Source organism: Halomonas sp. SS10-MC5, from assembly GCF_015992245.1.
Lineage (GTDB): Bacteria > Pseudomonadota > Gammaproteobacteria > Pseudomonadales > Halomonadaceae > Halomonas > Halomonas sulfidoxydans.
In genome coordinates this window covers 4,061,456-4,075,320 of record NZ_CP065435.1, presented here as the reverse complement: position 1 = coordinate 4,075,320, position 13,865 = coordinate 4,061,456, and the positions used below count along the sequence as shown (strand labels likewise).

Genomic DNA, 13,865 nt, shown 5'->3' with positions numbered 1-13,865 from the left:
GTCGTCAATTGGCGGGCCTTTGGCGAGAGGCCACACTGGGCGGGACAAGACCACTCTCCCCAAGAGACGACACGCCATGCAAGATCACAACAAGCGCTTCGTGGAGCGCGACCGTAACTGGCATCCCCCGGCCTACGCCCCCGGCTACAAGACCAGCGTGCCCCGCTCGCCGCAGCAGGCGCTGGCCAGCATGCAGCAAGCCACCGCTTCCGAACTCACCGGCCCGAACTTCCGCCATCTGCGCATGGGCCCCCACGACAACGACCTGCTGCTCAACTTCCGTGAAGACCCCACACTGGCGGGCGCAGCGGGCTTGCCCGTGGGCGAGCGCATCATCATGTTCGGCCGCGTGATCGACCAGTTCGGCAAGCCGGTGCCGCACACCCTGGTCGAGATGTGGCAGGCCAACGCCGGCGGGCGTTACCGCCACAGGAACGACCGCTACCTCGCCCCGCTCGATCCCGGCTTCGGCGGCGTGGGCCGTACCCTCACCGACGAGCAGGGCTGGTACCGCTTCCGCACCATCAAGCCCGGCCCGTACCCCTGGCCCAACGACCCCAACAGCTGGCGCCCCTCGCACATCCACGTCTCGGTGATGGGCCCCTCGATCTCCACCCGCCTGATCACCCAGATGTACTTCGAGGGCGATCCGCTGATTCCGCTGTGCCCCATCGTCAACACCATCAAGGACCCGGCCGCGGTCGAGACCATGATCGGACGCCTCGACATGGCGCGCAGCAAGCCCATGGACTGCCTGGCCTACCGCTTCGACCTGGTGGTGCGCGGCGAGCTGCAGACCTTTTTCGAAAATCAGTGAGGAGGGAACAGAGATGAAACAGCCAAACAGCGTTCCCACCAGCGAGCTGATGCTGCGCGAGACCGCCTCCCAGACCGCCGGGCCCTACGTGCACATCGGCCTGGCCCTGGCCGCCGCGGGCAACCCGACCCGCGACGAAGAGATCTGGAACGAGATGGCCAAGCCCGGTGCCGAGGGCGAGCTGATCGAAGTCGTCGGCACCGTGATCGACGGCAACGGCGACCTGGTGCGCGACGCCTTCCTCGAGGCCTGGCAGGCCGACGCCAACGGCGTCTACCAGCCCGAGTTCGACCTGAAGAAGCCGTTCAACAGCTTCGGGCGCACCGCCACCACCTTCGACCACGGCAGCGAATGGTCGCTCAAGACCGTCAAGCCCGGCCCGGTGGCGCACCCCAGCGGCCAGCTCATGGCGCCGCACATCAACCTGGCGATCTTCGCCCGCGGCATCAACATCCAGCTGCAGACCCGCCTCTACTTCGAGGACGAAGCCGAGGCCAACGCCGCCTGCCCGGTGCTCTCGCGCATCGAATCGCCGACCCGCCGCCAGACCCTCATCGCCAAGCGCGAAGAGGCCGACGGCAAGGTGCGCTACCGCCTCGACATCAGGCTGCAGGGTGAAGGCGAGACGGTGTTCTTCGATTTCTGATCTGCCACTACCGCAGCGAATCTGGCCGGCGAGGGCCGCAAGACACCGAGAGCCGGCACACGTGCCGGCTCTCGGTTTTTTGGCCATCGGCATGACGCAGGTCATGCGACTAAAGGCGAACAAATTAGACCAAAGTCTATGTCTCGGTTATTCTGTTAGCATCCTCACGAAGTAACCGAGATACCCAGCCATGACCACCCAGACGCTTTCCCACAGTGCAGTCGCCACCCAAACCAGCGCTCCCCTGATCAAGCGCATCGGCGCTGCCGCGTACCGTCTGCTCGAGCGGATGAGCGAAGCTGCCTACCGTCAGCATGCGCCCCGCCTGCGCAACAACTACTACCTCTAACGGCCGAGGCCGAGCGGCCGGCAGCGAGACACGACGAGAAGAGCCAGCGCACCGCGCTGGCTCTTCTCGTTATGGGGTGTCGATAGCGTGCGCCCCCGTTCGATGGGGTCCTGAGACAGGCGAAACAGCAGATGCCTGCCAATCAATGGAGCCGAACATGCTGAAACTCTACGGAACGCCGCCGACCCGAGTCCTGCGCGTCATCTGGTTACTCAACGAACTGGGCCTGGAGTACGAGCTGATCCCAGTGGACCTCATGCAAGGAGAGCACTACCAGCCAGATTTCCTCGCGCTCAACCCCGCCGCCAAGGTGCCCGTACTGGTCGACGGCGACCAGGTCATCACCGAATCGGCCGCGATACCGCTCTATTTGGCCGAAAAATATCCACAGGCGGGTTTCATTCCCAGCGCTGTGGAAGAACGCGCCCAGATGCATCGCTGGAATTTCTTCCTGGTGACCGAGATCGAGCAGCCACTATGGAGGATTGCTCGCCACACCTTCCTCTACCCGGAAGAGAAGCGGCTGCCTCAGGATGTCGACCTGGCCAGGCAGGAATGCAGGGGGATGCTGACGGTGCTCGAACGCCACATGCAGGAGCGCGAGTACCTCGTCGGCGACCGGCTCAGCGTCGCCGACTTCAACGCCGCCTACACCCTGGATTGGGCCAACGAAGAGGAAATGCTTGGCGACGCACCGAGGCTGAGAGAGTACCTCAAGGCGATGTACGCCCGACCCACGGCACCGCCTACAATCGCCGTAGCGTTCGCGGCGATGGAGAGCTAGACCGCCCTCAGGAGACCGTTTCGGCTGTCAGCACAGAGCCAGCCATTGCGTTGGCTCTCGTCTTTTTGGGCATCACATGAACGCGTCTTGTGTACAGCAGATGCGGTGCCGGACCGGGAGCAACTGCGCCGAGCTTGCTACGCTTACTCAGTGACTGCAGAGGTGGCGATGGCCTTCCATAACCCCGACCCAAAAATGCGTGACATCGAGCGGCGCAATGCCCGGTTGCGCGCCGATTTCGTTGCCAAACTGTTTGGCGGTGCCAGGCGCGGATTTCGCAGAGCGATGTCGTGCCTTCGGCTCCGTCACCGTCGGCGTCAACATCGAGGCTGAAGGGACAAACGCATGAATCGCCTAGACAGGGATGTTCAAGTATTCGAAGCCCGTGCAACCGATGCCGACCTCGACGACCTGCGCGCGCGACTGGCCGCGGCGCGGCTACCGGAGACCGAGACGGTCTGTCGCGCCGCGCCCGATCCTCGCCGCTGGGATCAGGGTGTTCCTCTCGCCGACCTCGTCGATGTCGTCAACTATTGGCGCAACGAGTATGACTGGCGATCGTTCGAGGCGCGCCTTGACCGTATCGGCCAGTTCCGCACGGTGATCGACGGCCTCGGCATCCACTTCCTGCACCGCCGATCCGCACGCGCCGATGCCACTCCCCTGATCCTGACGCATGGCTGGCCGGGCAGCATCGCCGAGTTCATCGATATCGTCGACGAGCTGGCAGATCCGAAAGAGCCAGACGCGCCGGCATTCCACGTCGTGGCTCCGTCGCTGCCGGGCTTTGGTTACAGCGACAAGCCGGCTACCACCGGTTGGGGCGCGGGGAAGATCGCGGCCGCCTGGGTGGAGCTGATGGGAAGGCTCTGCTACGACAAGTTCGTCGCCCATGGCGGCGACTGGGGCGGTGTCATCACCACCGTCCTCGGCGGCAGGTTCCCGGCGCAGGTTCTCGGCATCCACTCGACGCTGGCGCAGGCACCGCCCGGTCTGGCCATGGAGGGGCTGACGGCGGAAGAACGAAAATGGGCCGAGGACACTCGCGACTTCTGGCTCTACCGCGCGGCGTATGCGAAGCAGCAGGCGACCCGACCGCAGACCATCGGCTACTCGCTCGTCGACTCACCCGTCGGGCTTCTGGCCTGGATTCTCGACAAGTTTGCCGAGTGGACGGATACCGACGATAGCCCGTTCGAGACGATTTCCAGAGATCGCATTCTGGACGACGTCACCCTCTACTGGCTGACACGAACCGGCGCTTCGGCGGCCCGCATCTACTACGAAAGCCACGGCGGGGTTAACACGCTCGACCCCGGGCTGCGGGTTGATGTTCCCTCTGCCATCACGATATACCCCCGCGACATCGAGAAGTGCCCGCGCCCCTGGGCCGAGCAGCGGTACCGGCAGATCGTCCGGTGGAGAACTGCCGAAAAGGGCGGGCACTTTCCGTCGCTGGAGGTGCCCGAATCTTTCGTCAAGGACCTGCAGGAAGGCCTCGCGGCCGTGTTGGCTGCTCATCGGGGCCGCTAATCGGCGGTGGCCGTTCGTGGATGATCAGCGGTCAGCCCCAGCAAACCCGGCCTTCACGCTCTGCGCGATACATGGCACCGCGAAATCGATGAAGGCGCGCAGCTTCTGCGGGAGCAGCGGCCGACGCTCGTAAACCAGGTGGATCGGCCAGGGCGTTGGTTCCCACGCCTGCAGTACCGTTTCCAGGCGTCCGGCCTGGATCCTCGGTGCCGACTGATAGGAGAGAACCCGGGTAAAGCCGAGACCCGCCTCGGCAGCATCCAATGCCGCTTCGGCCGTGTTCACGGTCAGGCGTGCCTGAACCGGAATCCTCAGCGACTCCCCCTCCGCTTCGAAACGCCAGGCCTGGATGGCCAGCAGCTGATCGAAGGTAATACAGGAGGTCCTCTCGAGATCGCTTGGCGTAGAGGGCCTGCCGTGCTTGTCGAGATAGGCGGGGCTCGCACAGACGACTTGGCGTACTTCGCCGACTTTCCGAGCGATAAGGCCGCTATCCGGTAGCGGGCCGATACGCACAGCCACATCGATGTGCTCCTCACCGATGCTCATCGGACGGTCGGTGAGTTGCAGCTGAATGTTCACCTCCGGATGGCACTGGAGGAAAGCCGTGACCACCGGCAGGACATACAGACGCCCGAAGACGATCGGCGCCGTCAGGGTCAGCGTACCCCGAGGCGCGGTAAACTCACCGGAGGCGCCACGCTCCGCTTCGGCCACCTCTTCCAGGATCCTTCGGCACGCCGCCACGTAGGCCGTTCCCGCCTCGGTCAACGTCAGCCCACGAGGAGAGCGCTGAACCAGCTCGGCGTTCAAGTCGGCCTCCAGCTCGGAAATCCTGCGGCTAACGGTGGCGATGGGCATCCTCAGGGCTCGAGCGCCCGACGTGATGCTGCCTTCGTCGACCACTTTGACCAGCATGGCCATCGTCTGGAGTCTGTCGGGCATGGGCCACTCGTCCAGGGTTACCTTTTTTCCAAAAAATGGAAGTTAGAGTTTCAACTTTGCCATCTACTGCGTGTTTTTGGAAAGCCATATCCTCGTGAACAGCTCACCAACTCGAGCTCGAAAGTCCCATGCCTCGTTCACAGGAGCCCAAGCATGAACTCGAACTTTCCCTCTCATGCCGCCCCGATCAAGCTGTACCGTCACCCGAAATCGGGTCATAGCCATCGTGTCGAACTCATGATGGCACTGCTCGGCCTGCCCTATGAGACCGTCGATATCGATCTCAAGAACGGCGCGCACAAGGCGCCCGCGTTTCTCGCTATCAGCCCCTTCGGGCAGGTCCCTGTCATCGATGACAACGGCGTGATGCTGTCGGATTCCAACGCCATTCTGGTCTATCTGGTGAAGTCCTATCCCACCGGCCACGATTGGCTGCCTGAAAGCCCCGCGGGCGCCGCGGAAGTGCAGCGTTGGCTGTCGGTGGCCGCCGGCGAGATCGCGCGTGGCCCTTGCGCGGCACGGCTGGTGACGGTCTTCGGCGCCTCGCTGGATCACGACGGCGCCAAGGCGGCGGCGCATCGCTTGCTTGCCCAATTGGAACCGATACTGGAACGCCGCGATTTCCTGGCCGGACCGGCCATCACCATCGCCGATGTCGCCGGCTACAGCTATATCGCCCATGCGCCCGAAGGCGGCGTGAGTCTCGATGCCTATCCCGCGATTCGGTCTTGGTTGACAAGAGTCGAAGCGCAGGAAGGCTTCGTCGGCATGGTCCGTACGCCGCTTCCTGAAACCGCCTGATCGAGAGGGGCATCGCATGGCGCAGCGCGATCACACCTTTCACGCCGGCGAGCGAGCGGTACAGCGGCGTGCCGAAGTCGCCAGCGATTGGCTCGAGAGTGCGGCAGGCTTCGTGCGCCCTGCGATGCCGCAGCAGCACCGCGATTTCTTCGAGAACCTGCCGATGCTGTTTCTCGGCCTGCTCGATCCGGCGGGTCGCCCCTGGTGCGTTCCCGTCTTCGGGCCGCCTGGCTACTCGGCCTCTCCCTCCCCGGAGACGCTGGTATTGCAACGCGCGCCGGTACTCGTCGACGAACTCGGGCTGATGCTGACGCCCGGGTCGAGCGTTGGGCTCGTCGGGGTCGACCTCACCAACCGGCGCCGCAATCGGATGAATGGCCGGGTGCGACACACTTCGGGTGGCGGGATCACTCTCGCGGTCGACCAGAGCTTCGGGAACTGCCCGCAGTACATCCAGACCCGCTCCCAGACCGTTGCCAGGGCCGAGCCTTCGGCCGCCGCCGGGCGAAGCAGCAGCCTGGCCGACCCGGCGGTCCGTCGCATCATCGAATCAGCCGACACCTTCTTCATCGCCTCCCGGGCCGCCGGTCCGCTCGAGGGGGGCAGCGCCGGGGTCGATGCCTCGCACCGCGGCGGGCGGCCGGGGTTTCTCGGCATCAACGACGACGGCTCGCTCTCCTTTCCCGATTTTTCCGGCAATCGCATGTTCAACACGCTCGGCAACATCGAGAGCGATGGCCGCATAGGCCTGTTTGTGCCGGACTTCGAAACCGGCGAGGCGGTCGTGCTGACCGGCCGTGCCAGCATCGACTGGAGCGCTGAACGCGCCGGCGCTTTCACCGGGGCCGAGCGCATCGTCGATGTGCGGCCGGAAGCGATCTGGTATGCCACCGCCACCTTGCCGTTGACCGCAACGCTTGCCGAACCCTGGCCCGCACTCGAGGCCACCGGCACCTGGGATGAGGTGCACTTGGCCGCGCTCAGGCGCGACGGCTATCGCCGCTTCCGGATCGTATCGAAGCATAGGGAAAGCGACGCCATCACCTCCTTCTATCTGACCCCCGCAGACGGTGGCCCGATCGCGCCGCATGTGGCAGGGCAGTTCCTGCCGATCCGGCTTCATGACGATGACGGACCGATTCTGCGCAGCTACACGATCTCGCAAGGGCCAAACGGGCGCGACTACCGCCTCTCCATCAAGCGGGAAGCGCATGGCCGGGCCTCTCGTCTGCTGCACGACCGGCTAGGGCGTGGGGATACGATCGAAGCCGCCTCGCCGACGGGCGATTTCTTGCTGGATGACAGTGCCCAGCCCATCGTCATGCTCTCTGGCGGCGTCGGCATCACGCCCATGGTGGCAATGCTCGACGGGCTCGTGAGTGCGCGGCGCGACGGGGCACCTCGGCGCGAGGTGTATTTCATCCATGCCGCCCGGAACAGCGCCAGCCGGGCATTTCGCGGCGAGCTCGAGGCGCTCGCCCGCCAGTACGACTGGCTGCATCTCTTCACCGCCTATTCGGCGCCGGGCACGGAAGACAGGCTGGGCCACACGCACGACATCGAGGCGAGGCTGAGCATGGAGGTTCTCGCTGGGCTGCTCCCTTTCGGCGGCTACCAGTTCTACTTATGCGGCCCCGAGAGCTTCATGCGAGCGCTGTATACCGGCTTGCGCGACATGGGCATCGATCGCTCGCATATCCATTATGAGTTCTTTGGCACGGGCGAACTTGAAGCGCCCGATGAACTAGCGGCGACCGTGCAACTGCCAAAGCGCGCAACGGTTTCCTTCGCCCATTCGAAGGTCCAGACCGAATGGACCGCACAGAGCGGCACGCTGCTGGAAACCGCCGAGGCGGCCGGCCTAAAGCCTTCCCACAACTGCCGCTCGGGCAAGTGCGGTACCTGCGCCACACGGCTGCTCTCGGGAAATGTTCACTATCCACGCAAGCCGCTGATCAGTCCGGCCGAGGGCCATGTGCTGACCTGCTGCACGGTCCCGATGGACGAGCAGGTCGAAATCGGGCTTTGAGATAACGCGCGCGGAGGTGGCGCGATAACACGACCATGGGCGGGTATACCGTGATGGCCTCTCGTCCTTCGTCCAGGGTTAGGAGGGCTCTGTCAGGCGGCGGCGGTATCGTCAGGTCTAGGGGATGTCTCGACAGACCTATGACCTCCTGCTATCCATCCAGTGTGTTCTTGCTACAGCAGCGGGTGGCTTCCCATTACGCGGATCCGAGAAGCCTGGGCACCTTCACCCACAGCTGCCGCTCGGGCCTCGACGCCTGCGGGCGGCGTTACGCGAAAATGGAAATCGGATAAAGCGATGAAGAAAGGACTTCTATTTATCATGCTTTGCATTCTGGCTGGCTGTACAAGCCGAGGGGCTTATGAGGGCATTCAGGCGAGCAACCGTTATGAATGTTCTAAGCTTCCGCACTCTCAATATGACGAATGCATGGAGGATGCCAGCAAGACGTATAGTGAATATGAACAGGAGCGAGAGGAAGCAATAAACGAGTAACTCTTGCCCTCACCTCTCGCTATCCCCGATCGCCGCAATGATGCTCTCGCAGAACCAGCGCTGTGACGGGGAGCGGCTGGCCTGGGCCTGCCAGTGCAGCGCGACCTCGAACTCGGGCACGTGAAAGGGCAGTTCATGAATGACCAGCGGCGAACCTTCGGTGAAGCTGGCGGCGACCTGCAGCGGCATGATGGCGATCAGGTCGCTGTCGTGGAGCACTCGTGGCAGTACCGAGAAGTGTGGGATCTCCAGGCTCACCTTGCGCTGTATACCCTCCTGGCGCATCACTTCTTCGACCATGCCATGCCCGGACGAAGAGGTGACGGCGACGTGGCGCGCGGCGATGAAGCGTTCGCGAGTCAGGGGGCCTTTCCCGAAGCGTTCCTGGTTGAGCAGGCATACGTAGCGGTCCTGCAACAGCACATGGCGTGAAATGGCCGTGCTCGTCAGCGGCCGGCTGCAGATCAGCGCGTTGACCCTGCCGGCGGCGAGCCACTCCTCGGCGTGTTCGATCTCCAGCGGTACCACTTCCAGCTCGGCCTGGGGCGCCTGCTCGTGCAGGTGGCGCATCAGCTTCGGCAGCAGCGCCATTTCACCCAGGTCGGTCAGCGCCAATCGGAAGCGGCGGATACAGGTCGCCGGGTCGAAGTCGCGGCTGCTCTCGATGGTGTCCTGGAGCTGCTGTAGGGCGTCGCGCAGCGAGGGGTAGAGCTGGCGGGCGGCAATGGTGGGCTCCATGCCCTGGCGGGTGCGCATGAACAGGCGGTCCTCGAAGAGGTCGCGCAGCCGGGCCAGCGCATAGCTGACCGAGGGCTGGGTGACGTATAGCCGCTCGGCCGTCTGGGTGACGCTGCCTGTTTCGTACAGCAGCACGAAGGTGCGCATGAGGTTGAGGTCGATGTGATTCATCGCATAGACACTCTTTATTTTAGATAGAAAGAATATCGATTTGCTTGATTGTAGCAGCGGCGACTAGCGTGAAGACACGTACTGCACAAGAGCAAGGAATCAAGCATGCCGAGCGTCCACGCCGTCACCTATTCGCTCCTGCGTCGCCAGGGCATTACCACCATTTTCGGCAATCCCGGCTCCAACGAGTTGCCCTTTCTCAAGGGCTTTCCCGAGGATTTTCGCTACGTGCTGGGGCTGCATGAAGGGGTGGTGGCCGGCATGGCTGACGGCTACGCGCTGGCCAGCGGCCGGCCAGCATTCATCAACCTGCATGCCGCGGCGGGCACCGGCAACGCCATGGGCGCGCTGACCAACGCCTGGTATTCGCACTCACCGCTGGTGATCACCGCCGGGCAGCAGGCGCGCTCGATGATCGGCGTGGAGTCGATGCTGGCCAACGTGGAGGCGCCGCAGCTGCCCAAGCCGCTGGTCAAGTGGAGCTACGAGCCCGCCTGCCCCGAGGACGTGCCGCGTGCGCTGAGCCAGGCGATCCACAGCGCCTCGCTGCCGCCGCGGGGGCCGGTCTACGTCTCGATCCCGCATGACGACTGGGACCACGAAGCGGGTGACGACGCCGCGCTGGTGGTCGAGCGCGAGATCGACCATGCCGGCGTGCCGTCTACCGCGCAGCTCGAGCGGCTGGCCCAGCGGCTCAATGCCGCCGAGAGCCCGGTGCTGGTGCTGGGGCCTGAGGTCGATGCGCGCCAGGCCAACGGGCTGGCCGTGGAGCTGGCCGAGCGCCTGCGCCTGCCGGTGTGGGTGGCGCCTTCCGCCTCGCGCTGCCCCTTCCCCAATCGCCACCCCTGCTTCCGCGGCGTGCTGCCGGCGGCCATAGCGGGCATCGCAGCGCAACTGGAAGGGCACGACCTGATCGTGGTCATCGGTGCCCCGGTGTTTCGCTATCACAAGTACGCACCGGGGCGTTACCTGCCCGAAGGGGCGCGGCTGGTGCACGTGACCGGGGATGCCAACGAGGCGGCCCGGGCGCCCATGGGCGATGCCCTGGTGGGCGACGTTCATGCCACCCTCGAGGCGCTGCTGCCGCATATCGTGCCGAGCGAGCGGGCCATGCCCGAACCGCTCCCAAAGCCGGCGGCGGCAGAAGATGGCGAGGGGCGCCTGGCGCCGGCCAATGTGTTCGATACCCTCGATGCGCTGGCGCCGGAGGACGCCATCTACGTCAAGGAGTCGACCTCGACGGTGGAGAACTTCTGGGAGCGCGTCGAGATTCGCCAGCCCGGCAGCTACTTCTTTCCCGCCGCGGGCGGGCTCGGTTTCGGCCTGCCGGCGGCGCTCGGTGTGCAGCTCGCCCAGCCGCAGCGCCAGGTGATCGGCGTGATTGGTGACGGTTCGGCCAGCTACGCCATTACCGCGCTGTGGAGCGCCGCGCAGTACCGCATTCCGGCGGTGCTGATCATCCTCAGGAACGATACCTACGGCGCCCTGCGCGGCTTCGCCCGGCACATGGCCGTGGACGACGCCCCCGGGCTCGACGTGCCGGGCATCGACTTCTGCGCGCTGGCCCGCGGCTACGGGGTCGAGGCGCGCCTGGCCGACTCGCGGCAGGCCTTGGTCGCAGCGCTGCAAGAAGGCTTCGCCATGGACCGACCGCTGCTGATCGAGGTGCCGACCCTGCCCACCTAAGCCCCATCACCTAACCAATACAACGACAAAGAGGACACCGATATGAAACACGCCATCTCACGCCTGCTGCTCGCCACTTCCGCGCTGGGGCTGTGCGCCTCGGTCGGCGCGGAAACCACCCTGCGCATGGCGCATCTGTGGCCGGAGGGTTCGGCGGTCAACCAGGAGATCTACCGGGCCTGGGCGGAACGGGTGGAGCAGGATTCCGGCGGCGAGCTCAAGGTCGAGATCTATCCCTCGCAGACCTTGAGCAAGGCCGATCAGGCCTATGATTCGACGGTCAACGGCATCGCCGATATCGCCGTTACGCTGCAAGGCTATAGCGCCGGGCGGTTCCCGCTCACCGAGATCGTGCAGCTGCCCGGTATCGTCAACAGCGCCTCCCAGGGCGCGTGCATCCTGCAGACGCTCTACGAGGAGGGCGACATCGCCGGTGAATACGACGACACCCGCGTGCTGTTCCTGTTCACCACCGGGCCGGCTTACCTGCATACCCGAGACACCGAGATCCGCACGCCGGCCGACCTCGAGGGGCTACGCATCCGTCGACCCAGCGAGGTGGCCGGCGAGATGCTCGCCAGCATGGGCGCTCAGCCGCTGGGCATGCCGGCGCCGGACATCTTCACTTCCCTGCAGCGCGGTGTGATGGATGGCCTGAGCTTTCCCTGGGAGGCGATGAAGGTGTTTCGCATCAACGAGCTGACGAACTATCACCTGCAGGTGCCGTACTACGCCGGTGCCATCGTGGCGACGATGAGCCAGGCGAGCTATGAACGACTCTCTCCCGAGATGCAGGCGGTGATCGACGAGAACAGCGGCATGGCTTGGGCTCAGCAGGCGGGGCGGGTCTTCGACGCGCTCGACGAGGCCGGGCGCGAGGAAGCCGTGGCCCAGGGCGATACCATCCACGTCGTCGAAGACCCACTCAATGACCCTGAATGGTCAGGTCCGCTCGAGGAGGGCACCGAGAACTACCTTGAGCGGCTCGAGGAGCGAGGCCTCGACAATGCGCGCAAGATCTACCAGCGTGCGCTCGAACTGCGCGACGAGTGTCCCGTGGAGCCCCGCTGAGCCGCAACCGGCCCAGGCCAGGTCGCCATCCCTGGGTGGCATTGCTGGTGCCGTACACGACTAAAGTTCTGGCAGGATCCCGGAAAAGTCCAAGTAATCCCGCTGATTTTGCCTTATGCGGCGGTTGGCTTCGGCGAAAATGAGAACAGCCGACGCCAACAACAACGCCAAGGAGAGACCCATGACGACCCTCGAACTGCTGATCGACGGCCGGGCCAAGGCTGCGTCCCAAGGGCGCACCTTCGAACGCGCCAACCCCTTTACGGGCCAGGCCACCACCACGGCGGCGGCCGCTTCGGTGGAGGATGCCAAGGCGGCAGCGGATGCCGCGGGCCGCGCCTTCGCGACCTGGTCGCAAACGGGCCCCGGCGAGCGGCGAATGAAGCTGCTCAAGGCGGCGGAGTTGATGGAAGCGCGCCAGACGGAGTTCATCGAGCGAATGGTGGACGAGACCGGCGCCACGCCGGGCTGGGCCGGCTTCAACGTGATGGTGGCCGCCGGCATGCTGCGTGAGGCGGCGTCGCTGACCACCCAGATCCAGGGCGACGTGATTCCCTCCAACGTGCCCGACAACCTGGCCATGGGCGTGCGCGTGCCCTGCGGCGTGGTGGTCGGCATCGCGCCGTGGAACGCGCCGATCATCCTCGGCACCCGGGCCGTGGCCACGCCGCTGGCGTGTGGCAATACGGTGATCCTCAAGGCCTCGGAGCAGTGCCCGGCGACCCACCACTTGATCGGCGAGGTGCTGGTCGAGGCCGGGCTCGGCGAGGGCGTGGTCAACGTGATCACCAATGCGCCGGCCGACGCTCCGCAGGTGGTCGAGGCGCTGATCGCGCATCCCGAGGTGGCGCGCATCAACTTCACCGGCTCCACCGCGGTGGGCCGGATCATTGCCGAGAAGGCGGCGCACCATCTCAAGCCGGTGCTGCTGGAGCTGGGCGGCAAGGCGCCGCTGCTGGTGCTGGACGATGCCGACCTGGATGCTGCCGTGGACGCAGCGATCTTTGGTGCCTTCTTCAACCAGGGGCAGATCTGCATGTCCACCGAGCGGTTGATCGTCGATGCCTCGGTGGCCGACGCCTTCGTCGACAAGCTGGCCGCGCGTGCCGCGGCGCTCAAGGCGGGCGACCCGCGCGGCGAGGGCAACGCCCTGGGCACCCTGATCAATGCCGAGTCGGGCGAGAAGCTCAACGCGCTGCTCGACGATGCCGAGAGCCACAGCGCGCGCCTGGCCGCGGGTGGCCGGGCCGATGGGGTGATCATGCCGGCCACGGTGGTGGATGGCGTGACACCGGCCATGCGCCTCTACGGCGAGGAGTCCTTCGGGCCGGTGGTGGCGGTGATCCGGGTCGAGGGCGAGGAGGAGGCCATCCGTATCGCCAACGACAGCGAGTACGGCCTCTCGGCGGCGGTGTTCAGTCGCGACACGGCGCGGGCGATCAAGGTCGCCGGGCGCATCCAGTCGGGCATCTGTCATATCAATGCGCCGACGGTGCACGACGAGCCGCAGATGCCTTTCGGCGGCGTCAAGGCCAGCGGCTACGGGCGCTTCGGCGGCAAGGCGGGTATCGAGGAGTTCACCGAGCTGCGCTGGATCACGGTGCAGCTGGGGCCGCGGCACTATCCCATCTAGGCTCGCCCGAAAAATGGCTGCGCTCGGCCATACGGCGTTAAAAATCGGCTCAAAGTACTCATTTACAGCACGTAAACTCCGTCTTTTCGCCGATTTTTGCCTTGCGACCCACATGGATGTGGGAAGTGCGTTGGCCCGTAGGGAACGGGCCTAGCCCTGGCCTTAGC

At 65.1% G+C, this 13,865-nt stretch carries 12 protein-coding genes; 10 read left to right on the top strand and 2 right to left on the bottom strand.

Annotated features, from left to right (window positions below; translation table 11 throughout):
• The first annotated feature begins 76 nt into the window (after positions 1-76).
• The 5 genes from pcaH to I4484_RS19005 all read left to right on the top strand — a co-directional run bounded on the left by pcaH (position 77) and on the right by I4484_RS19005 (position 4,129).
• Complete coding sequence (pcaH, locus tag I4484_RS19025; RefSeq protein ID WP_197448737.1) at positions 77-817, top strand: protocatechuate 3,4-dioxygenase subunit beta; 741 nt, start codon at positions 77-79, stop codon at positions 815-817.
• 13 nt (positions 818-830) lie between these two features.
• The gene (gene pcaG, locus I4484_RS19020) at positions 831-1,463 is read left to right on the top strand and encodes a protocatechuate 3,4-dioxygenase subunit alpha (RefSeq protein WP_197448736.1); all 633 of its coding nucleotides are present in this window, start codon (positions 831-833) and stop codon (positions 1,461-1,463) included.
• 190 nt (positions 1,464-1,653) lie between these two features.
• Entirely contained in the window at positions 1,654-1,812 is a 159-nt protein-coding gene (locus tag I4484_RS19015) for a hypothetical protein (RefSeq protein ID WP_197448735.1), read from the top strand.
• Positions 1,813-1,969: 157 nt separating this feature from the next.
• A complete protein-coding gene (locus tag I4484_RS19010; protein ID WP_197448734.1) occupies positions 1,970-2,596 on the top strand; it encodes a glutathione S-transferase family protein in 627 nt (208 codons plus the stop codon).
• A gap of 345 nt (positions 2,597-2,941) precedes the next feature.
• Entirely contained in the window at positions 2,942-4,129 is a 1,188-nt protein-coding gene (locus I4484_RS19005) for an epoxide hydrolase family protein (RefSeq protein WP_197448733.1), read from the top strand.
• Between the two features lie 24 nt (positions 4,130-4,153).
• Here I4484_RS19005 and I4484_RS19000 read toward each other — a convergent pair whose 3' ends face one another.
• Complete coding sequence (locus I4484_RS19000; protein WP_197448732.1) at positions 4,154-5,074, bottom strand: LysR family transcriptional regulator; 921 nt, start codon at positions 5,072-5,074, stop codon at positions 4,154-4,156.
• Positions 5,075-5,227: 153 nt separating this feature from the next.
• Here I4484_RS19000 and I4484_RS18995 point away from each other — a divergent pair, with 153 nt between their 5' ends.
• Positions 5,228-5,875, top strand: a complete 648-nt coding sequence (locus tag I4484_RS18995) for a glutathione S-transferase family protein (RefSeq protein WP_197448731.1) — start codon at positions 5,228-5,230, stop codon at positions 5,873-5,875.
• Between the two features lie 16 nt (positions 5,876-5,891).
• Positions 5,892-7,904 (top strand): pyridoxamine 5'-phosphate oxidase family protein, encoded by a 2,013-nt coding sequence (locus I4484_RS18990; RefSeq protein ID WP_197448730.1) that lies wholly within the window; start codon positions 5,892-5,894, stop codon positions 7,902-7,904.
• A gap of 504 nt (positions 7,905-8,408) precedes the next feature.
• On the opposite strand, the gene I4484_RS18985 is transcribed toward I4484_RS18990, so the two are convergent.
• Positions 8,409-9,308, bottom strand: a complete 900-nt coding sequence (locus I4484_RS18985; protein WP_197448729.1) for a LysR family transcriptional regulator — start codon at positions 9,306-9,308, stop codon at positions 8,409-8,411.
• Between the two features lie 105 nt (positions 9,309-9,413).
• On the opposite strand from I4484_RS18985, the gene mdlC reads away from it, so the two are divergent.
• The 3 genes from mdlC to I4484_RS18970 all read left to right on the top strand — a co-directional run bounded on the left by mdlC (position 9,414) and on the right by I4484_RS18970 (position 13,698).
• On the top strand, positions 9,414-10,994 hold the full coding sequence (gene mdlC, locus I4484_RS18980) for a benzoylformate decarboxylase (protein WP_197448728.1): 1,581 nt from the start codon (positions 9,414-9,416) through the stop codon (positions 10,992-10,994).
• Between the two features lie 42 nt (positions 10,995-11,036).
• Positions 11,037-12,065: a TRAP transporter substrate-binding protein gene (locus tag I4484_RS18975; protein ID WP_197448727.1), complete on the top strand. Its 1,029-nt coding sequence runs from the start codon at positions 11,037-11,039 to the stop codon at positions 12,063-12,065.
• 181 nt (positions 12,066-12,246) lie between these two features.
• Entirely contained in the window at positions 12,247-13,698 is a 1,452-nt protein-coding gene (locus tag I4484_RS18970) for an aldehyde dehydrogenase (protein ID WP_197448726.1), read from the top strand.
• Positions 13,699-13,865 lie beyond the last annotated feature (167 nt).